Raw genomic sequence first — 22285 nt, 5'->3', positions numbered from 1 at the left:
TGTGAATCGTTCGTCGTATCAACGTTTACCTTCGGGCGATTGCGATAACGACGGGGGCTTGAGGTGTTAACAGAAATGATGCGGCCAGGAGACGACGAATCAGGTGTCGACGAAAGTGATCGCTCGTTGCTGCGCAGGATGCACAGCGGCTCGGACGAAGACGCGGCGTACAATTTGTATGTTCGTTACGCGGAACGTTTGATTCAGCTTGCTCGTCAGAAAACTCCGGCCGACTTGGCGACTCGTGTTGATCCCGAGGATATTGTCCAGTCGGTCTTTCGAACGTTTTTTCGGCGGGCGTCGGCTGGGCAGTATGATGTGCCTGAGGGAGAGGAGTTGTGGAAGCTGCTGTTGGTGATTGCGCTAAATAAACTTCGCAGCCAAGGTGCGTTCCATCGCGCTGGCAAACGCGACGTGCAAAAGACAGCCGCTTTGGCCGCAGGTCAGGAGATTGCTGGCAACGGAACGGAGGCCGAGATGGCTAAACGCTTTTTGCAGATGTCAATTGATGAAGTTGTCTCAAAGCTTCCGGCTGCAAGTCAGACGATCATTCGCTTGCGGATCGAAGGGTATGAGATGCAAGAGATCGCACAACGCGTCCAGCGGAGCAAACGCACGGTGGAGCGTGTCTTGCAAGCATTTCGCAGCGCGATGATGAGTGAGCTTGACGGAGCGTCTGAATGAACTCCTCCGGCCAGGCGGCAATTCGTACGCTCGACTCCGTGCTCGATGGATTTGAGGAATGTGTCAATCGAAGCGGTGTGGATCAGCTTGACTTGGTTGAATTCGTCAGTAATTGGCAAGCCGTGAATCAGAGCGTCTTGCCAGTTGATGTTTATGTTGAGCTGCTGCGGGTCTGGATGGAGTATAAGTTTCAGGCGGGAAGCCTTGTATCGGTGGAATCTGCACTTGGCCAGTTTCCAGGAATAGAGTTTCAGGATTCCGCACGCAGCATTTTAGAGTTTGAGCGACAGCGTTTGGGAGCGACCTGGAGCGTTCACGGAGAGGCAGCCAGGGAGGTACGTAAATCATTACCCACGGCGCCTGGTTCCTGGGAGGATTTTGACTTGCTTGCCGACCTGGGCGAAGGCGCCTTCGCCCGTGTGTTTTTGGCACGTCAGACGGGCATGGCGAATCGTCTCGTGGCGTTGAAGATTACTGCGCGGAAGACTCGCGAATCGCAATGGCTGGCTCGTTTGCAGCATTCAGCCATTGTGCCGATCTATTCGGTTCATCAAGCGGGTAACTTGTTTGGCGTCTGCATGCCCTATCTTGGCAACACGACGCTTGCCGACTTGTTGTCGGAGCAACCAGAGGATGTCGTACAGTCCGTGGGTTTCAGCGGCGCAACGCACAGCCGGCCAACGGCACCGACGAAAGTCGACTTGCTTTCCGATGGGAAATCGTTGCTCACTAAGTTGCGAGAGCGGCAGTCTCACTTAGACACGGCAATGCGGAACTCGCAGACTACCGCAGAAACTCGTGACTTATCGAGCGAGGCTGGGGAGACTCGTCGCCGTGGGGCAGTGAGTGAGAATGTTCGTTTAGAGGTTACTTCAGCCAGCACTGAAATCCAAGAGCGAACGTCGACGGCGCGTGAATTGTCCAGTTTGGATTACGTCGAAAGCGTCGCCTGGATCGGAGCCCAATTGGCCAACGCGCTTGAGCATGCACACCGCTTGGGGATTATTCATTGCGATATTAAACCGGCTAACGTGTTATTGGCTGCCGATGGCCAGCCACGTTTGTTGGACTTTAATGTGGCACAGGAACCTTTGTTAGAGCGAGGGAATCAAGTCGAAGGAACCATCGCCGAAGGTAATCCAGTCTTGATTGGTGGCACGCCAGGATATATGGCACCCGAGCATGTCGAGCTACTGAACGGTAAACACGATTGCCGTCTCGACGGTCGCGCGGACATCTTTGCTTTGGGGGTGGTGCTGTTTGAACTGTTGGCACGACGCCGACCTGGAAAGCGAGAGTTATCCGCAGTGACGGCGGCGAATTTTCGGCGGATGTTGAGAACTGAGAATCCAAAAGTGACTCCAGCCATGGCGGCGATCGTGGCCAAGTGTGTGGTCGCGGATCGCGAGGAGCGTTATTCAACCGCGACCGAGTTGTATGAGGATTTGTATGCTCATGTGCATCATCGACCCTTGGTGCACCAGCCCGAGCCAAGTTTGCTGGAGAGGTGTCGCAAATGGCGTCGGCGACATCCGCAGGCAACATCGGTCGGGTCGATTCTTGCAATGGCAACGGTGTTAATCTTGCTGATGTCGATCTGGGGAATACGTCAGCGGGATTCGAAGCGTTTGCTGGCTTTAGAGTTAGACCAGCGGGCGTTACAAGTCGAATTGGCAGCGGCCCTTCCACGTGTTTCCGCCGCGCGGGAATACAGTGAACTACGCGGTGAAGTCCTCCGTGATACGCGGCGAATTGCTGAGATTTTAGGCAGGCTAGCGCCTCAGCCTTTTTTCGCGGAGCGGCTCAATGAGCGGTTATCGCCCGCAGCGCGTTTACAATTATTGACATACACGCGACTCTTTCAGCTCAGTGGCCGGGCAGGCCAGGAACCGTCGCGAGGTTCCGGGCCGGAGGTGCAAGGCGGTGTGGCCGGTTGGCAACTGCCACCCGTGCTGGCGAGCTTTCACTCGGCGAACACTGCTAAATTGCGACTTCCCAAATTGTATGAAGCGTACTTAGCTGGCGATTATACCGATGTCATTGTCCGGCATCGTCGTGGGGCAGACTTGGCTGATGGCGATTTTGCTCGTTGGTTATTTGTCGGTCATAGTTTTCTGCAACTCCAACAATGGGCCGATGCTGCGGAGGCGTATACATATGCCTTGGCGATCTCTCCTGATTTGTCAATTGCGAGGTTTTATCGGGGGATTTGTCGCATGAAGGCGGAACGCTGGGAGGAAGCGGCAGAGGATTTTGCCATCGTCAAAAGTCAGCAACCCGCACTGATGGAGACACGCTTCAACCTGGCCCAGGTGCAGAAACAATTGGGGCAGTTTGATAAGGCCGAGGCTGAGTTAACAGCAGCGATCGACTTGGGCTGGAAACGCGTGATGGGGTATTACACCCGCGCCTCCATCCGTAAACGCCTGGGCAACGTGGAAGCGGCCAAGGGCGATTTTAGCATGGCCGTCAAAATCGCACCCGTTAGTGAAGCCGATTGGTTGCAGCTAGGCTTGCTTGCTTTGCGATCCGATGCTCACAAAGCAGAACAGTACTTTCGTGCATGCCTGGCTCGCTTTCCGAATTCACGAATTGCTCGGCAAAATCTTGCCCACGTGCTGGGTGAATCGCTCAATCAAACCCAAGAAGCAGTCGAAGTTTTGGACGAGCTGATTACCATGGGGAAGCCTCTGCCGGAGTACTACTCAGGGCGAGCCGTCTTGCACGCGCGGGAGGAACGCATGGGTAAAGCGCTCGCCGATCTGCGTGCCGCGGAGCAATTAAATCCCCAGGTTCCTCTTGTCCAGTATCAACTCGCTTGTGGGTATAGCCTTTTGGCCGGCTTGCGCAGCGGGGAGTTGGAGCAGAGTGTGCGAGAGACGACCGAGGGAGCGTTGCGTGACCTGGCCATTGATTGGTACTCCCGGGCTGTCAGGAGCGAAGCGAGATTGAGACAATTGGCGGAAACAGACCATGACCTTGATTGGCTGCGAACTCAGCCAGACTTTGCTTTACTTCAACAGGCATTTGCAACGATCGATTTGGCGATGGAACATGAGTAAGAAAAGACTATCTCGTCGAAAGCTTTCGTCGCGGCAATTCTTGTTGCGGCATTGTGCGTTGGAGAAGTTGGAGTCGCGATGGGTCTTTGACAGCGAGGGACTGGATATCTTCGGCGCCGGCAGCTTTACGATGAGCGTTGCGTCCGATGGCACACAAGTCGGCTTTCGTCAGTCCAAATTGCATGAAGTTTTCCAGCCACGTTTTGGTGACGGAGTTGTCGAACAGGTGCTCCGCGAGGCGATTCAGGTTTGGGTGCCACACGCGTCGATCGACGTCGGCATTGTTCCCGATGATGGAACGCCGGCGGGAACGCTGGGGCCTTGGCGAGGTGACGAACGGTTCGGCGACATCCGAGTTTTCGGCTTTGATCTTCCCGATTCTATTTGGGCAAGTGCAATTAGTGGCGATATGCGGGCGGTCGGTACTTGGGCTGGCGATATCGTGTTTAACACGGCGCAAGAGTGGTCGAGCGTGCAAGAATTGCGGAGCGCGGCGATCCACGAGTTAGGGCATGCGCTCGGGCTTACGCATAACGATGATCCGCTGTCGCCGATGCACCCTCAAGGACCATTTGTTAGTACTGATCCACTCGCCACCGATATCGCGCTGCTGCAAGCATTGCATGGTGCTCGGAGGGCCGACATTAGCGACACGGAGCGAGCAAATGATCAAATTGACAAAGCTTCGGATATCGAAGGGCATGATTTGGATGAAGGTTCGGTCGAAGACTTCAATGGTACTCAACAGTGGATCCAGTTTGGCGACTTAACGACAAGCGAGGACATTGACTACTACGAGGTTGAAGTAGCCGAGGACTATGATGGTGCTGTCGGTTTCGCGATTCAAACCAGTGGTTTTAGCGTCGCCGAATTGGATGTCCAACTTGTTGATCGTGACGGCAATATTTTGGCGAGTGGCATCGTGGATTCGACACAGGATTGGTTGTTGGTTCAGCCGGAGCAAGGCGACTTTCGGGAAGAATACTTCTTGCGAATTTCAGCGACCGCGTCTGGGCAGCAGAGTATTGGTACCTACGCAATTTTTGTCGGCCTACCTGAACAGTTGCAAAGCTCACAGGATGATATTGTGCCGTGGGCGTTGAGGGCTTTTCAGTGGTATCAGAGCAATGAGCAAACGGAAGACGGCTTTTCTTATCACCTCCGCGACTCATTTTTCAGTGGACTGGGAGATGATGATGGGCACCAGGACGATGATGGGGTTGGAGCGGTGCCATTGCCGCTAGTCGTTGAATCGGAGTTGAGGCTTAAATACGCGACCGTCGGAACCATTTCCAGTCTTGATGATATTGACTCGTTTCGTCTTGACTTGCCGGATGAGCTGCCGGTCGCCGGCAGCTTGACCGTCGATATTCAGAGTTTAGATTATCGTGGCTTGGTGCCTTCTGTTCGGATTCTCGATCATCGCGGTAGAGATGCGGGTGCACGGGTTGTCGCGAGTGGCAGTGGGCTAACACAACTGCTGCTCGATAACCCCCAGCCCGACGATAGATATTTGCTGTTCCTCTCTGGAGCCGATGTTGCCGCCGAGTTTCGCGAGGGCAACTTTTCGCTGACTGTCGAGGTTCGGAAAGTTGACATTCCAGTCAGAGAGTTAGTCGATGTTGTGTTGCATGAGGAGCAGCCGGTTAATGAGCGAACCTTCTATGTGGCCGAAACCCAACTGGCGAGTTTTCATTTAGCCGCGGAAACTGTGTTGCCAGATGCGGAACTCTCGCCATCCACGTCAGTCGTGCTGCGGATTTTCGACGAATCGCACACGTTATGGAACTCCACAGCTGTCAAAATTGGTGAGTTGCGAACGCTTCCGGGCCTGTTGATGGAGGCGGGAACTTATTTTATTCAGTTGACTTTGGTGGCGAATGCCACAGCGTTACCAGACGTTGCCGTTTCCTTGGACGCCTTGTTTCCCTCCAGACCAGTTGGTCCATTGATCGCCTCGCTTGATGATGAACCGCTGTTTGAGTGTGAGGTGGGGGGAGATTTCTGTTTTCCGGATGGAACTCAAACTGGACAAACCACTGTCGTTGGCATTGATGTGCCGCCACCACTTCCCGATCCACCTACGCTGCCGCCCCTGTTACTACCGGACGGTGGCTTTTGGTTGAACACACTGTTGCCGACCAATCCCCTCAACCCTCAAGATGTCAATGGAGATTTGATCGTTTCGCCACTGGATGCTTTGATTGTTATCAACTACCTCAACCGCAACGGGTCCGTTTCGTATCCAAATAACTTCTCTGGCTATTTAGATGTCAACGGCGATCGTACTGTGACCGCCATTGACGCTCTGCGAGTCATTAATTGGTTGAATCGCAATCCGTAGCAGGTGAGGTTTGAAGATAAAGTTTTTGGGCAAACTGGTAAATTGTTCACGAAAATTGAGGTGGTCGCGGCAAGTGATCGCCCTTCTTGTTCTGAAAAGCGGCTGCTAAGGCAAGCAATCTGGTTTCATCATGCAAGCGTCCGCTGAAGGTAATCGATCGCGGTTGGCTGGGCTCGTCGCCCGCGGCCTGCTCCGCGGGCGATGCTGACTCATCTTCCGCTCTCTCCTCAGGTTCCGCAGCCTGTTCGTCCACGCTGCGACGATATGGCATGACGACTGTTGGGTGCCCGGTTAAATTGGTCAGCACCAAATCATTGCCACCGACATACATGTCAACTTGCCGCATCGCGGTTTCCATCTCTTGCATCACCATTGTGCGGACTCGTGACGCGCGAACGTAATCAATGCCGGATATGAACGCTGCGGTTTGCCAAGTCCGCGGCCAGCGAAAGAGGCCTTCCTCATCGCCATCTTTCCAAGCTTCGTAGAACATGCTCGCCGATTCCACTTCGAGCATCATCGTTAGGGCGCCGACAGGCAATTCGTCCGGCAACGAGATCGGTACCAACTGGACGCCTAATTCGCGTAGCACGCTCAATTCCTCACGGTCGGCTTCGTCGCCCGTGTAACCGACGCGCAGCTCGCTGAGTGTTCCCTGGTAGGGCCAAGCGAAGGGATGCGTTGTGGCGGTTGGGTCGCGGCCATCCGCTCCATGAATGGCGGCGAACACGTAAGCCGCATCCTCCACGTCGCGACAAAGTGGACCGATCTTGTCAAAAGACCAAGCCAGCGGCATGCAACCAGCTCGTGAAACGCGTCCAAAGGTGGGCCGCAGACCAGTCGTGCCACAACGACGTGAGGGGGAAACGATCGAGCCTAAAGTTTCGCTGCCGAGGGCAAACGGCACCAACCCGGCTGTGGCTGCGGCTGCAGAGCCGGCTGAGGAACCGCTCGATCCTTGCGACAAATCCCACGGATTCAAAGTTTTGCCACCGAACCAATTGTCGCCCATGGCAATCGCGCCGAGGGAAAGTTTTGCGACCAGCACCGCGCCAGCGTCGGCCAGCCGATTGGCCACGGTGGCCGTTTCCGGACGCAACTGCTCGCGAAAACGCTCGCAACCCCAAGTGGTCGGGTATCCGTCGACCGCTATTAAGTCCTTTGCCCCCCAGGGTACGCCGTGCAGTGGTCCGCGATCACGACCGGCAGCCAAGTCGCGGTCGGCGCGGCGGGCCTGTTGGATCGCAAGTTCGGGGGTGAGCGTGACAACGCAGTTGAGCACCGGACCAAACCGCTCCAGACGATCGAGGAACAGCCGCGTTAACTCCAGGGAGGAAACTTCTTTTTCCCGCAGCATGGCGGCCAAAACGCGAATCGGTGCGTAGGCGATGTCGACGTCATTGGTGGGAAAGTCGCGGGGGTCGACATAACTGGCGGTAACTTGATTGGCTTCTTGAGGTGTGCGAAAGGGCGTGTGCCGCTGGTAAGCATCACTCCAGTTCATGAAGTGTTGCGAAGGGCTGACGTCCGCGTCGATCTCAACGGCGCGAATTTGCTCCAGTTCCGCTTGCAACCGTTCCAGCGAGCGGACGAGTTCCTCGCGCTGCTCCGGCTCGAGCGTGATGCCGCTGATCCATTCCGCCTGGGCGATCGCCGTGGCGTCCAATTTGCCACGCTCGGCTTCCACTGCCAAAGCTCGAGAAAAAGGGGTTGATGCCAACCCCAAGCCAGCCATTAACCCGATTACTGAGCGACGGGAAACCGTCGAATGCGGAGCAGCCACGCACGATGCCTTCGTTCAAGATGAAAAAATGAAATTCCCTTAAGCCTCTCCACGATACACACGTTTGACAGGCGGTGCAGCTCCACGATCGGGTGCATCCACACGATCGGGTGCTGGGGCGGGCAGCTCCTCCAACGCTTCGGGTGTGGGCTCCCGCGTTTGCGGAACTTCGTCGCCGGTTTCGCCTGGTTGTTCGCCAACCAGCCGCTTAAGCGTCTGACGCACGGTTTGGAAACTGGGGTCGGCGCTGAGCCAATCGAGTCCCTCGGAAGCGACTACCGCATCAAAGGGCAAGAGAAAATCGGCCGCTTCTTCGGCGATCGCCGCGTTTCCGGTAAGCGCATCGAGCCGCTGGCTGCCAGATAATCGGCGAGCTAGTTGCCGCAGTTTCTCGATCTGCAAATATTCAATCCAGGCCTCCGCCGCTTGATCATTACCGAGGACCTGTTGCAATTGCGCCAGTTGAGTCAGCAAGTCGGTGGGCTGCGAGCCAGCCGGGCCGCCATTTTCAAATTGTTGGTCGGCTTGCGGTTTGAGGCTTTCGATATCGGCTTGTCCGGGAAAGACTTGGTCGAAACTAGGCACATCGAAAGCGGGTGCGGGGGGCCGACTTTCCAGCGGATCATAAGGGCGGATGGGGACGATCGGCCCAAAGGCGCTGGGACCGGGCACATAAACATCGACGCGTCCCAAACCTCTTCTACTGTCCGCATAGGCAGGCCGGAAACCTCGGGGCACCGCGAAGCCTGGGGGCGGAAAATCGCCCGGAAAAGGTGGCAAATAACCGGGTAACGGCAGCGGAAAGCCGGCTGGACCGGCGAATTGCGGTGGATAAGCGGGAATGGGAAAACGCCCGCCGGCAAACCCCAAGCCTGACCCGGGAAATGGCATCCCGACCATCGGGCCGACATCAATATCCAGCAGCGGACTTCGCAAACTGAAGCCGGCACGAGGCGAAAACTGAGCGTTGACCGGGGCACATACCACGGCTCCGACCAGCAGGCCAAAGAATCCAAGCGAATATCTCATCAATTCAGCCCTTCCAGAAAAGCAGTCTGTTTCGCAATTCGTTCCATGATAATCACAGTTGCGGCGGGCAAACTGAAAAAAGGTTTGAGAGCGAGAGTGGAGCTAACATGTTTACTCGTGCCGCAACGCCTCGATGGGGCTCATTTTGCTCGCACGTAAGGCTGGATAGTAGCCAAAGAAAATACCGACCACCGACGCGAAACCGACAGCCAACCCGGCGGCCGGCAAAGAGACCACGATCGGCCAGTCTGACCCGCTGCTGAAATGATTAATCAACATCGTCACCCCCACCGAGCCGCCCACGCCAATCATAAAGCCGATAGCGCCCCCCACGGCACTGAGCAGCGCGGATTCGATGAGAAATTGCCGTAGAATGTCGCGTGAGCGAGCGCCGAGTGCCATGCGAATCCCAATTTCACGCGTCCGCTCAGTGACCGAGACCAACATGATATTCATGATCCCGACGCCACCTACCAACAGTGATATGCCCGCGATGGAAGCCAGCATCATCGTTAGCGCCGTTGTCACGACGCTGACGATGTCGGCAATTTCAGTCATGTTTTGCACTTGAAAATCAGCAGCTTCTCCGGGGCGAATCTGATGGCGATCGGCAAGTAATTGTTCGATCATCGCGGTCGCCTCATTCATCCGTTCGCTGGAGCGGGCCGAAGCCATGATCGCGTCGACGTTATCAAAACCCGAGCCTTGCAATCGTTTCCGCACGGTTGTGTATGGCAATAGCACCACATCGTCTTGATCTTCGCCAACCATGTTCGCCCCCTTTTCTTCCAAAACGCCAATGACACGCATCGGGATGTTGTTAATGCGAATTTTCTCGTTGATGGGATTGGTCGTTTGAAACAACTTGGCAACGACCGTTTGGCCAATCACACATACTTTGGCGGCACTGCTGATATCACGCTCGGTGAAGAATCCACCCCGAGAAACCTGGCTATTACGGACGGTCAAATATTGCGGCCCCACGCCAAACATTTCACGTGGACTCCAATTGCTATTGCCATAAATCAGTTGACCACCGGCACCGACCAGCGGTGATGAGGCCAAGACGCCGGGGCATTCTTCGACCATCGCCGCTGAATCGCCCGCCGTCAGCGTCAAGGCGGGTCCCCCCCGCACTCCTCCACTTTCCACCGCCTCCGGCAGGACCACGATCACATTGGTGCCCAACGAGTTGAACTGCTGTTGAACCAACAGCGTGGCACTTTGCCCGATCGAAACCATCGCCGTTACGGCGGCAATGCCAATCACGATCCCCAACACAGTCAGGATGGCTCGCAGTTTATTGCCGGCCAGTGAGCGAAGCGCAATGCGGATGGAGATTAGAAAGGTCACGGCGAAAAACTTCGATTACGAGTGCAAATTAAGGCGACATCCCGATTCTAACCCACTGCGGCACGGTTTGTTAGGCTCGCCCCAGTCCCCGTGCCCGTTTTGCCAACGTTTTGCCAGCGTTGTGTCGCCGTTGTACTCAGCATCTCTCAGCGTTCGTTACATTGTTCGGCAGGGCAGTCTCCCTTAGCAAGCCTCACATTTATCACGTCACTCCTCTTCCACCGCAACGTAATCGCGAACTTCTTTCGCCATGTTTTGTGGCATCCCCTCGAGGGCCGCAATCGCTCGCAGACATCCCCGAGCTTCCTCGGACTTTAGATTGTTGAGCAGTTCAGCTTTTTTGAACGCCAGATATGCTAGCCCTCCAACAAGGCGTGGGGGATACCTTTGTTCGATGGTATGAATCGAATTCGCTGAGAATGGACCAATGATAAAATATAGAATGGTGGGGAAATCAGTAGTTTCCGTTAATTGTCCATTGTCGTACATTGCCACCAATTCTTGACAAACTTCAAATCCTTCCCGTTCAATGGCGGCCGACAAAGTAGCATTTGCGAGAAACTGGAGTCGCACAAAGCGGTACATCAACAGCGGCATGGGGCGCAGGAAGTAATCCTTAAATCCTACATTTCGCAAAATCATCTGCCGCCGCCAGGGTTTACCGATTTCGGGTACATCAAACATGCCTTTGACAATTGTGGAAAGCATCTTCATGTCGTATCCAAAGACCTGGGTTAACATAAAGATATCGTTGCGTCCGCCTCGCTTGCCAGCCAGTTCGGCTCGCAAATTTTCTTGCAGGTCCACCAACCTTGACTCTCCGGTCAATGAATGGAGGATTGCTTCGTGGGTCAGCGAGGTTTGGAAATCTACCAATTGGTGACCGTAGCCGAAGGCGTCTTGTTTATCCTCGCTCCAAAATTTCCAATTCTTTCGCAATCCCCGTCCCCACAATGAATTGGCTTCTTGCTGTTGTCCCATATCGCTAGCGATCAAGCCGGCCACCAAGCAGGCGTCCGAGAATGCGGCGTGGGGCAGCGGAAAGGACTGCCGCCCGACAGCCTCATCCGTTGATGTGCTGTCGATTGCCGGTTGGGCGAGAGCGAAGAATCTATCCATCCGCGTTTTTGCCGCAGCGAGATCACCGCTGAGCAAATCAATCCGTGCGTGTTCCGTCAGCAACGGTGCTTGCTCGATCGGTAAATTTGGCACACTCAAGTCGACCTGGTTTTCAATAAGTCGAGTCGCTTCAGCAATTTTTTCTTGGCGAATATAAAGCCAAACAAGATCGCCGATTAACGCCACGCGTTCGCGAGGTGTATCCGCAGGCCGGTCTTCGGTGGCTCTTAGTAAACTCAGAAGGATTTCTTCGGCCTCCGCCAAACGACCGGTAGCTCGCAGCGCATCGGCGAGGCGCCATTCGGTCGCCCTCGCCCGTCGCGACAACTCGGCTGAGTTCCCGGCGTCCATGTTCCCGGCGTCCATGTTCACGGCAAATCGCAAAGGCAGAATATCGGTCTCCGTTTGCAAAGCGATCGCCCACCTTGGTCCATCTTTCCTCAAATCGGCTAGCAATCTTGTTTTCAAACGCAACGGCACCAGTGGGAGGTATTGCGACAGACTCCCCGGGTAGGTCGCAATCAACCGATTTAAGATGTCTTGTTTGTTCTCGTAATTGCGAGCATCAAGCTCCAGGCTGTACAACCACATTCCGGACAGCAAGTGCCAAATTGCTTCGTCATCCGTTGCGGGACGCGGTGCTTGAAAAATCTCAGCAAATATCTGCCGAGCATTGGTGCGATCCGCTTGTTCGACACGACACAGTGCGAGCTTGAACTGGGCTTCCAACGCCTCAGATTGAGCGTAAATACCCGCCGCCGTCGCCTGCTCTTTGGCCAAAAACAGGAAGTCGGCCGTTTCGATTGGCGAGGGAACCTCTGGCCGTTGTTTCACTTCAAAGTGCACCGCTGTCGGTGAGAGCTGTGCTGACCCGCGGAGACGCACCGTGGAACCCTGAGAGTCAGCCGCAAAGATGTCGCGAATTGCCAGCGATTGTCCGTTGACTTGAAACACAATCCGCCCCGCGTCGATTTCTCCCATGACTCGCCAAGTAGCCGCCAGCGGCACCCGCAATTTCTCAATCGCCAGTATCTCAGAGCCCCGGCTAAGCGAAAATGTCAAAGCAGACTCTGTTCGCATCGACTCGGCAAATGTCAGGGTAGACGGGGCGCCTTCTGACCGTGCCTCGTTAGCACCGCTGGTGGCGACGCGTAAGGTGTAGCCGGTTGTGTCGTTTTCCCATAAAGCAAGCTCAAAGGATGACAAGGCCTCCAGGTCTTCTACATTCAAATCAAAGCTTAGCCGAGTACCGACATACTCTGCCAAGTCCTCTGCAATCATGAGCGAGGTAGCAGCCGGTATTGCGTCCAGTCTGTTGGCAGTTTGCCAATTGGTTAATCTGCGTCGCAGGGCCGTGCGAAGGTCATTTAACTGATTGTTTAAGGAGGCGTCAGGGGCGCTATCGAGTAACGTTGCGAATTGCTGTAACTCCCGGCTGGCAGCTCGCAGTTCCGCTTGAGTTGCTTGACTGTTTTCGATTCGAGTGCGAATGGCCATGCCGTAAGTCCGCAGCAATTCGGTCTTTGCAAGCTGGGCGGGCTCCGTTGCGATGTTGCCAATTGAATCAAGCAATGGACTCAGCGCCTCGATGTCCTCGTACGCAAATTCGGCTAGTTGATATTTCCGCGGTAAGAAGGCTTGCTCAAATTCCCGTTGACTTTCCGAAAGCAAACGCGCTCGACGCTCAACCTGCGCCAACGCCCGAGAGCGATTGAAGCCATAGGCGAGTCCAAAAATAGCGGCCCCCAAACAGACCACGATTAATGCTAAGCTGGCCGCCGCAAGTCGGTGTCGGCGGATCGACTTGTGCATCCAGTAGAGGAACGAGGGCGGACGGGCCAGCACCGGTTGGTCTGTCAAAAAACGCCGCACATCATCGGCGAATCCAGCAGCCGTTTGATAACGTCTGCGGCGGTCATTCTCGATGGCTTTCATGGCAATCCAATCGAGATCACCGAGCAGCACTTGCCGCAAACGTCGGATATCAGTGCTTCTGGCCTCAGTAACCTTCTTCGAAATCGCTTGATCGTCAGTTTTCTCCTGTAGTGTCCTTGCTTGTCCGCTGGAAAGTAGCCTGCTGCTGGGTTTTAGCGGTTCATTTGTGCGAACGATCTCCAGCAATTTTACCAACGCCCGGCCACGGATGCTGGCGTCATCAAGCGGTGTCGTGCCAGTTAGCAATTCATAGAGGATGACACCCAACGCGTAGATGTCTGTGCGGGTGTCGATGTCGACTTCATCTAAATTGGCCTGCTCGGGGCTCATATATTTGAGTGTTCCCAGAACTTGACCAATTTTCGTCGTTACACCTTGATCCAAATGCCCCGGTACCGTCTGCAAAGCTTTCGCCAAACCAAAATCGATCACTTTGGGAATGGCACGACCATCCACCGTTGCGACTAGGATATTGGAGGGTTTGAGATCCCGATGCAAGACACCTTTTTGATGTGCATGTTGGACGGCATCACACACTTGGACAAAGAGATCCAACCGCTGCCGGAGGTTCAAACGGTGTTCGTCACAGTAGTCAGTGAGCGGCTTACCACTAACTAGCTCCATGGCAAAGTAGGGACGTCCATCGGCTGTGTCACCAGCGTCCAAAATTTTGGCGATCGAGGGGTGATCCATGAGCGCAAGGGCTTGTCGCTCCGCATCAAATCGCTTTAAAACCTCGCGGCTATCCATGCCCGGTTTGATTAACTTGAGCGCCACAAAACGCTTGACCGGCACCCGTTGCTCCGCCAGAAAGACTTGCCCCATCCCGCCGGTTCCCAGCGGTTCAATAATGAAATAGCGGCCAACAAGGGCGGGGATATCGAGTGGCTTGCCTGGGCTGGCCAAGCTCCCATAGACCGTTGGATCAATCAGCTCCGGCGGTTGCTTGGCATCGCCAAGTGTTTTCTCTAGCTGTGGGCCTTCCGTTTTGAAACTGGGAGAAGTTTCGTCCTGATTTGTGCCACTGAAGTGAGTTTCCAGCGGGTCGTGCGGAGCAGAGTCTGAGGGCTGCGAATCATCGTCGGCTGGTGAATTCATTGCTGGCAAGCCACTCGGCGGTGCTGATGATCATTGGATTCCTTTTCGCGACCCGCAGTATGAGCGGTTGTGTTAGGGTAGCGTTGAGGAGCCCTCGTAATCAACAGGGTGAAGGCTGGTTGCTTACTCTTTTGCCTGCTTCTCCAGCATTGCTCGCACGCGAGCTGCTTCTTTTTGCAACGCAGCGGGTGGAATTGGCAGGGGCATAAAATCAGCGGCGGCGGTAAGAGTCTCGTTGTCTGAAATCTCGCGCCAACGGAGGTTGCGAAACCAAACAGGCTGTCCATGATCTTGCAACCACAGTTGCCCGCCGCGCCCCGTTAAATCGCCACCGCGAATTGCCAGCAACTCAACCATCTCAGCCCACTTTGCATCGGCGTAGTCAAAATCGAGTACGCGTTGGCCGTTGAGCCAGTGCTGGATCACGGTGCCTTGGCAGATAATCCTTGCCGTATTCCACTGGCCAACCGGACGCGTGGCATCGCGTGAGGGCGCCATGCAAAAAAACAAGGCGGCTGCCGATTGACGAGGGTTCTCTCCGTAGGGACTCCCCGCGTTATCCAGGATTTGATATTCGACCTGGCCAGGACGATAATAAACGCCGCTGTTACATCCGGCTGATACCTTCCAATCAAAGCGAAGTTCGAAGTCTTCGGGCACTTCACGAACAGTATAGGTCAGCGGACCGCCGGATCGGGCCCGATAAAACGCTCCGTCGACAATCTCCCAGTTTCCTTTATGTTCCCAACCGTCAAACGAATTGCCATCGAACAGTTGCGTAAATTCCTCGGCCACGGCAGTCGTCGCCGGTGCCCATAACAACGTGGCCCACACACACAGTCTCAGGAATTTGTGTATCACAATATGATCGAGTAACGTTTGTTGCATGGGAGTTACCTCGCTTAACGATTCGTCGTGTAAATGGTCAACCCTTGTAAGCTCTTTTTCGGACCACCCGTCAACAAACTGACGACGTAGCCCACCACCACGCAAGCGACGATTCCGCAGGTCGTGTAGAGATAACCGGTGACGCTGCTGAATTGCCAAAGTGCAAACATGCTGAACGCGCCCACCAACGCGCCCGACATGGCTCCGATCGCGCTTGCGCGGGTGGTCATCACTCCGAGGGCAAACAGACCACCAAGCACACCCATAAACAGGCCGATCACTTTGATAAAGGCATCAAACAGCGAATTGATCTCAGGATTGATAAATAACAGCCCCAACAGCGTGCCCAGCACGCCCATCAGCAACGTGATCCAGCGAGCCAACCTCAAATAACCGCGTTCGTCGCGACATGCATTCAGGGGACGCAAGAAATCGGTCACGATCGTGGTCGCCGTCGAATTCATGCTAGTGGAAACCGTTGACTGGGCCGCGGCAAAAATGCCCGCCACGATCAAACCGGCTAAGCCCACTGGCATTTCGCGGGCAATGAACAGCGGAAAAACTTGGTCGGTCGTGATCGTTGGGTCGAGACGTTCGGGGTGGGAACGATAATAACTAAACAATGCGGTGCCGATGCCGAAGAAAAGTATCGTGGCCGGAATGGTCAGCACGGCATTGGTCCAAATTGAGCGTGCCGCCAGCTGTTGATCAGAGGTCGTCATGTAACGTTGCACCACCGCTTGGTCGGCTGTGTAGGATGAAAGATTTTGGCCAATCGCGCCAAACACCACGATCCACAACGCGAGCTGCGTGGCGGTGACATCCCAGTGAAAATTGGCCAAGCGAAATTTGTCGGCTTGCCAAGCATCGCTCGTCGCACCGGCAAACCCGCCAGACGAGTCTGATACCAATAAGATGATCGCCAGCAAGGCGCCCCCCAACAACACGATCGCCTGCAGCGTATCGGTCCAAATCACCGCCTCCACACCTCCCAGGGTGCAGTATAGCACGCTCAATAAACCAATCAGCAACACCGACTGCGCGGGTGTCAAGGGTGTCGCGACGGCCAATGCCAAGGCGGTTAATGACATGACCACCGCCATGCGAAACAGATGGAACAGCGTAAAACTGGCGCTGCCAAACAACCGCACCCCACGGCTGAACCGTTTTTCTAGATACTCATACGCGCTCGTTACATCCAACCGCCGGTAGAATGGCAACGCCACGAAGACACCCACCACGGCCACGACCGGAATCATCATATTACCAATTGCATAGACCCAATCTTGGGCGAAAGCTTTGGCGGGGACCCCGGTAAAGGTCAACGAGCTGAGCATGGTGGCAAAGATACTGCAGCCGGCGGCCCACCAGGGTATATGCTTGCCGCCCCGAAAGTAATCATTGGTGTTTTGATTGCGACGAGCAAAATAGAGACCTATCAACACGATCGCAAACAAGTAAACGAACAACACCAAGTAGTTAATAGCACCAAAACCTTTGCGAAAACTGCTGGCCGTAATTTGCCAAATCACTGGGCTGCGAACACGCGGTCGAACTTCACCGCTGGCGACAATGATTTGATCTCGCCAACGGGTGGCCACCGTGGTGACGTGATTTTCTGGAGTGCCACCAATCGATGTCCAGGTGTCGGTGATCGTATGGTAGGCAAGGGCCGTTTTGGGAAACCCCGGATGGTCATCACGCAGCTGATCGGCTTGCCCAAAATGAGCCCCATCGTCTCCGCCCAAGACAAACAGATGGCTTTGACCATAGTTGATGCCAACCCCGGCCATCACGCAGCGTGGCACTTCGGCTCGTGCTCGCCAAGTTTGACCATTGGGATTGTATTCCCAAACATCCCTCAATAATTCAACTTGCTCACCCATTTGCCTGCGGCCGCTGATCACATAGACGCAGTCGTCGTAGCCGTTGTGTTGGTGCAGGGTCAGGTTAAAAGCACGCGGTTGTCCGGGCCAAGCTGTTAACGTTTGCCATTGAAATAACTCGGGCACTTGTCGGTTGCCCAAATCGAGGGCCCAGAAATTATGCAAGGCCGTGGAAAGATCAGCACCACTCTGGCCACCGGCAACATAAATCACGTTGTCGATAAGAGTCGCTTGGCCATAAGCGCAAGGCTGTGGCAGGGGCGGATAGGAAGTCTGTTCCAGCTGCTTGGTACCAGGATTCCAACTCAGCAAGAAAACTTCGCTAAAAGTTTGCTCCGCGTCGTTGCCGCCCAGGCAGACGACGCCATCAGGAGTGGAAACTGCCGCACCGTAAGCCAAGGGTCGAGGCAATGCTCCGGCCGTGGTCCAACCCTCCGCGGGACCGCCCAGCGGCAACACATGCACGGAGTCGTACCACTGTTTGTCTTGCTCCCAGATGGGCTGCGGAAAATTGGCCCCCCCGGCAACGATCAAAGCGTCTTGGTGCACACCGACAAATGGCCCGGCCACACCGAGCGGGTCGGGCAACTCGGCCAATTGCTCCCACGTTAGCAATGGTCGCGGCGAACCGACGCCTGCAGCCTGCTGGGGTGTAGGCTCCATGGCGGGCGTTTGGGCCCCAGCGGGAGCCGCGAGTAAAGTGGACGCAAGCAATATCCGACCTATGGCCGGCAACCAAATTTTTAAACTCGAAGCGACCACGGGTAGCAGCTGCCTTAAACGGGAGAAGCGTCGACTTCAGCAAAAAAGTTTTGTGACTCTAGCTGTTCACGCAACGCGGAAAATTTCTCGGCAGCCAATGGTTTGACGGGCAACCGAGGTGGTCCGCAGTCCCAGCCGATCATTGACATAATCGCCTTTTGTGCCGCGCGTGGTCCAAAGGGGACAAAGGCGCGCACCATCGCTTGGGCTTGCGACTGAAATGATCGCGCCGCCTCCAGACGCTCTTCCGCAAAAGCGGTCAACAAACGTTGATAGATCGGAGCCGCGTAATTGTAAGTGCTCCCCACCGCGGCAGTTCCACCCGCGGCAAGTCCCGACAATAACATTTCATCGGAACCCCACAAAATATCATACTTGCCATCTTCATACTCGACGCATGCTTGATACTCGTGGACCAATGGTGAGGTGAACTTGATACCTCGCAGCGTTGGTATTTGCTGGCTTCCTAATTCCAAAAATCGCAACATATCAAACGCCACGCCCGTGAGGGCGGGGATATGATAATAAAAGAAAGGCAGCCGGTCAGCACCCGCGGCGATCACGGCCATGGATTCCACCAGCGTCTCGACGGAATCGGGCTTGAAGTACAACGGGCTGACCGCCGAGACCGAGTCGGCTCCAACCTGCTGGGCATGCTCGGCCAGCTCGCGGGCCGCCGTGATACTTTCACTACCAACTTGGATGATGACTGGTAAACGGCCTGCTGCCGCCTGCACAAACTCCGCGGCGACTTGCTGGCGTTCTTGCTGAGTTAACAAGATCCCTTCGCCGGTACTGCCTAAAACATAAAGCCCGGCGATCTGTTGCCCCAATAAAAAATCGACCATCGGCCCGATTTTGGCAAGGTCCAAGGAGCCATTGAGTTGCAAAGGTGTAAACGTGGCGGCGAATAGACCTCGCAAGGGGGCCGAAAAGTGAGTCATCCAGATTAGGTCAGGTGTAAGTGGCGAGGAATATCGGCACTTCGCTTAGCCAAGTGCCGATTGAGTCTAAAAACTGATAACCGTTCTAACGGCGGAACATCGGATCGTTCTTGTTGCCGCGCGAGAGCAAGTACGCGATCATATCCAACACTTCGTCTTGATTGAGTGGATTGATCAAATCGGCTGGCATCAATGAAATGGGAGAGGGTTCAATCTCTTCGACTTCATCCTTGGCAATTTCGACCACTTTGCTGGAGTCTTGCGGATCGGTCAGCACGATATAGTGCTGGTCGTTTTCAGAGACGATGCGGCCAGTAACGGCCGTGCCAGCGGCGGTCAACACAATGCTAGCGCGATACTGGTCGGAAATTACTCGGTTCGGCTCGACGATCGCCTCGGCCATTTCCTTGATGCCAAATCTGCCCGCCGCCTGTGTAAGGTCTGGTCCCGTGGCGCCTCCTTCACCAGCGAACCGGTGGCAAACGATGCAGCTAGCCGCGGCGAAGGCCCGCTTGCCGCTCTCGAAGTCCCGTCCTCGCAACTGCTGACCGCTGGCCTCAATTACTGAGGCGACTGTCCAGACCTGGCCAGGCCCTTGTGGCGCCGGCCGTTCTGGGAGTACAAAAGGCTTTCGCGCACCGAGCGCTTCGACGGCCAGGCGTTCCGCATCAGTGGCCTGATCGAACGCCTCGCGATCAATATTGGTCAAGAAACCTTGAAAGCTGGCACCGCCGCTCCATTGCCGCGCTTTGTTAAACCAGCGGAAATAAGCTTCCCGCAACTCGGTATTCCAGCCCGCAGTCGCATTCCGCAGCACCAAGGCATAATGAATTTGCTGAGCGTCGGGTTGGTTCGCCAGCATCGCGGCAATCGTTCCGCCGTAACCTTGGTTGCGGGCGATCAACTCGGCTAGATCGGATTGTTGCCGCTCGTTTGTTTTTTCCAGCAGCGCAACCGTTTTGGCGACCACCGGTTCGCTTCGCAAGTAGACCAGCAATTGAGACAGCTCGCGGTTCAGCCCTTGATCGGCAGCCGGATAGTGAGGCTCTAATTTGTTGGCCCAAGCCTGTTGCACCGTTTCGGTGGGCGTACCGCAGCGAATAAACAGTAACTGCAGGGCTCGCGACCAGGCAACTTTCTGCGGCGAAGTCAACTCAGCAAAGTTCACTCCGTCAAGCCAACTCAGGCCGGTATCCAGATCGGCCGCGCTACCTTGGTGGGCGAGCGCGATCGTCAGGGAGATGCGAGTCCAGGCGTCGATGTCGGCACCGGCATCAGCGGCGACAAGCCCACGCCATTGCTCCAGCGGTTGTGCTTCCAAAGCGACGCGAGCCGCATAACGCAGAAAGCGATCCGAGTGGCCGAGCGCGGGCCAAATCTTCTTTATCGCAGCGGCCACATTTTCGGCTGGTTTGCCATGGTAGGCTTCTAGTTCGCGGCGCAACGCTCGCATCGATTCTCCCGCTTCGTCACGGGGATCAATGGCCGCCGTCGATTGATCGCCCACGTAAGTCACGCGGAACAATTCCGATTGTGTGCCCCGCCCACCGATCGTGAAATACATTGCACCGTCACGGCCAATCGCCACGTCGGTCAGCGGCAAGGGAGTCCGCGCGATAAACTCTTCTTTCTCGCCACTATAGCTGGCACCATCGGGTGTGAGGTGGATGGCATACATGGTGCCGAAGGTCCAGTCACAGATGTAGAAGGCGCGTTGGTATTTACCGGGGAACTTGGCTCCATAACCAAACTCGGCTCCGACCGGCGAGCCGGGACCAATGTCGACGACGGGCGGCAAACTGTCCTCATAATAAGTTGGCCACTTGCCGGTGCCGCTGCGCCAGCCAAATTCGCTGCCGCTGGTGGCATGCACGACTCGGGTGGGACGGTACCAGGGTGAACCGAGATCCCATTCCATATCGGCATCGTAAGCAAAGAGTTCGCCGTCGGCGTTGAAATCCATGTCGTACGGATTTCGGTAGCCGATGCTGAACATCTCCCATGTTTCACCATTGGGATCGGTCCGCGCGATCCAGCCACCGGGTGCCAACTTGCCACGAGCGTGTCCGTTCGCGTCCCATTGCCGCGGCAAGAGATGATCTTCCGACCAATTGGTGGGCAAACGACTGGCACTGAAGTTTTCGGGTGGATCGGTGTGGTTACCACAAATCACATAGAGACTCTTGCCGTCCGGGGCGAGTCGCAAGGCATGCGGCCCATGCTCGCCACCACCGCGAAAGTTTTTTAGTTTCGTTAGCTTATCTAGCTCGCCATCCTGCGTCGTATCTTGCGCTCGATAGAGTCCGCTGCCGGGACCGCCGTTGACCGAAATGTAAAGACTGTCAAAAGCGAATAACAAACCTTGGGCCGAAGTGATTGGTAAATCGAGTTTTTCCACCACCACTTGATCGTCACTGCCGACCGCTGGCAAGGTGATACGGCAGAGCCCTTTGTCGCCTTGGTCACTGGCGATCAAGCGGCCTTGGGGATCGACCGTAATTGCCACCCAAGAACCTAACTCATCTCGCGGGACCGTGAATAAACGTTCGACTTGAAAGCCGGGCTGCGTCAAGAAAACATCGCGTGGTGCCGAACCGGGCGCGGGGACATTGCTGAGCGCTTGCCGCCAAGGACCGTCGCCTAACTTGGCCACAACTCGAACGTCGGCCGGTTGAGAGTCCGCCTCGGTGGTCGCGGTCCAGCTTGCATCGCTGACAATCCAACGCACCGGTTGGCCGCTTTGGACCAGACCAAGTTTCGCCACAAAGCCAGCCACTCCACCTTGATTGCTGACGGCGACTTCCAATCGATTGCGGCCTTCAACCAAAGCCTGGCTAAGATCGATTTCAGTTGTCTCTTCCCAAGAATCACTGCCGGCCAAACGACGATCGTTGAGGTAAACGACCATCACGTTGTCGCAGCTGGCGCGAAGCATGCCGGCGGTGGTGGTGGTTGCCTCAAATTCGATTGCTAGACGATAGGGTTGATTCTCATCGGGCCCCCAAATCCACTTTGGCGTGGGCCCCGCATTCCAGGCCGACGCGGCGATCGGCGGCGGCGTTGTTTCTTGTTCGTCGGCACCGAAAGTCATCGACGGAGCAATCTCAATCGCTTGTTTCCAGACGCCGTCTTCGCCACGAGCCGCCGGGCCAACCACGCCCATAAACAATCCGGCGAAGGCGAGGAAACCGGCTGTCATCCGCTTCGCCCCTAACTTCCAGGGCAAATAGCCGGGAGAAAGCAAACCTCGCGGCGAGTTGCCACGAACGAAATGATCAGGATGGAAAAGCATGGGTGGGAACTTTTCAAGCAAGGAGGTAGGAGACAGGCTCTAATTGAACAGCATTGTAATCAGTTTTACCCGTGGGCTGCGACAGGTGTCGACCAGCCAACGCATT

Annotated in this window: 11 protein-coding genes; 3 read left to right on the top strand and 8 right to left on the bottom strand. The window is 55.5% G+C overall.

All coding sequences use genetic code 11. The features are described 5' to 3' along the window. Positions 1-75 precede the first annotated feature (75 nt). From SH139x_RS17875 to SH139x_RS17865, 3 genes are read left to right on the top strand one after another with little or no spacing between them, the layout of a single operon-like run. Positions 76-684: an RNA polymerase sigma factor gene (locus tag SH139x_RS17875; RefSeq protein WP_488351137.1), complete on the top strand. Its 609-nt coding sequence runs from the start codon at positions 76-78 to the stop codon at positions 682-684. Next, positions 681-3746, top strand: coding sequence for a protein kinase domain-containing protein (locus SH139x_RS17870; protein WP_488351136.1), 3066 nt, complete (start codon positions 681-683; stop codon positions 3744-3746). Before SH139x_RS17875 ends, SH139x_RS17870 begins: the two co-directional genes overlap by 4 nt. Then, positions 3739-6090, top strand: a complete 2352-nt coding sequence (locus SH139x_RS17865) for a dockerin type I domain-containing protein (RefSeq protein ID WP_488351135.1) — start codon at positions 3739-3741, stop codon at positions 6088-6090. Before SH139x_RS17870 ends, SH139x_RS17865 begins: the two co-directional genes overlap by 8 nt. A gap of 46 nt (positions 6091-6136) precedes the next feature. Here the strand turns inward: SH139x_RS17865 and SH139x_RS17860 are convergent, their stop codons facing one another. From SH139x_RS17860 to SH139x_RS17825, 8 genes are all read right to left on the bottom strand, one after another. After that, positions 6137-7873, bottom strand: a complete 1737-nt coding sequence (locus tag SH139x_RS17860; RefSeq protein WP_488351134.1) for an amidase — start codon at positions 7871-7873, stop codon at positions 6137-6139. 39 nt (positions 7874-7912) lie between these two features. Next, the gene (locus tag SH139x_RS17855; protein WP_488351133.1) at positions 7913-8902 is read right to left on the bottom strand and encodes a hypothetical protein; all 990 of its coding nucleotides are present in this window, start codon (positions 8900-8902) and stop codon (positions 7913-7915) included. A 111-nt stretch (positions 8903-9013) separates the two neighbouring features. Further along, complete coding sequence (locus SH139x_RS17850) at positions 9014-10255, bottom strand: ABC transporter permease (RefSeq protein WP_488351132.1); 1242 nt, start codon at positions 10253-10255, stop codon at positions 9014-9016. A 207-nt stretch (positions 10256-10462) separates the two neighbouring features. Continuing rightward, a complete protein-coding gene (locus tag SH139x_RS17845; protein WP_488351131.1) occupies positions 10463-14407 on the bottom strand; it encodes a serine/threonine protein kinase in 3945 nt (1314 codons plus the stop codon). A 123-nt stretch (positions 14408-14530) separates the two neighbouring features. Then, positions 14531-15295: a 3-keto-disaccharide hydrolase gene (locus SH139x_RS17840; RefSeq protein WP_488351130.1), complete on the bottom strand. Its 765-nt coding sequence runs from the start codon at positions 15293-15295 to the stop codon at positions 14531-14533. Positions 15296-15309: 14 nt separating this feature from the next. Continuing rightward, positions 15310-17844: a sodium:solute symporter family protein gene (locus tag SH139x_RS17835; protein ID WP_488356042.1), complete on the bottom strand. Its 2535-nt coding sequence runs from the start codon at positions 17842-17844 to the stop codon at positions 15310-15312. 113 nt (positions 17845-17957) lie between these two features. Then, the gene (locus SH139x_RS17830) at positions 17958-18887 is read right to left on the bottom strand and encodes a dihydrodipicolinate synthase family protein (protein ID WP_488351129.1); all 930 of its coding nucleotides are present in this window, start codon (positions 18885-18887) and stop codon (positions 17958-17960) included. Positions 18888-18972: 85 nt separating this feature from the next. Further along, positions 18973-22179 carry a c-type cytochrome gene (locus SH139x_RS17825; RefSeq protein WP_488351128.1) on the bottom strand — a complete coding sequence of 1069 codons (3207 nt, stop codon included), beginning with the start codon at positions 22177-22179 and terminating at the stop codon, positions 18973-18975. Positions 22180-22285 lie beyond the last annotated feature (106 nt).

The organism is Kothea flammea (genome assembly GCF_052161645.1).
Taxonomy (GTDB): domain Bacteria; phylum Planctomycetota; class Planctomycetia; order Pirellulales; family Pirellulaceae; genus Laterigemmans.
Note: the sequence above shows the minus strand (reverse complement) of the source record. Positions and strands in the feature narration are given on the sequence as shown.

Excerpts from the sequence above, each read along its gene's own strand:
- SH139x_RS17875 (WP_488351137.1), top strand. The coding sequence starts at position 76 with ATGATGCGGCCAGGAGACGACGAATCAGGTGTCGACGAAAGTGATCGC.
- SH139x_RS17870 (WP_488351136.1), top strand. The coding sequence starts at position 681 with ATGAACTCCTCCGGCCAGGCGGCAATTCGTACGCTCGACTCCGTGCTC.
- SH139x_RS17865 (WP_488351135.1), top strand. The coding sequence starts at position 3,739 with ATGAGTAAGAAAAGACTATCTCGTCGAAAGCTTTCGTCGCGGCAATTC.
- SH139x_RS17855 (WP_488351133.1), bottom strand. The coding sequence starts at position 8,902 with ATGAGATATTCGCTTGGATTCTTTGGCCTGCTGGTCGGAGCCGTGGTA.
- SH139x_RS17845 (WP_488351131.1), bottom strand. The coding sequence starts at position 14,407 with ATGAATTCACCAGCCGACGATGATTCGCAGCCCTCAGACTCTGCTCCG.
- SH139x_RS17840 (WP_488351130.1), bottom strand. The coding sequence starts at position 15,295 with ATGCAACAAACGTTACTCGATCATATTGTGATACACAAATTCCTGAGA.
- SH139x_RS17835 (WP_488356042.1), bottom strand. The coding sequence starts at position 17,844 with ATGGAGCCTACACCCCAGCAGGCTGCAGGCGTCGGTTCGCCGCGACCA.
- SH139x_RS17830 (WP_488351129.1), bottom strand. The coding sequence starts at position 18,887 with ATGACTCACTTTTCGGCCCCCTTGCGAGGTCTATTCGCCGCCACGTTT.
- SH139x_RS17825 (WP_488351128.1), bottom strand. The coding sequence starts at position 22,179 with ATGCTTTTCCATCCTGATCATTTCGTTCGTGGCAACTCGCCGCGAGGT.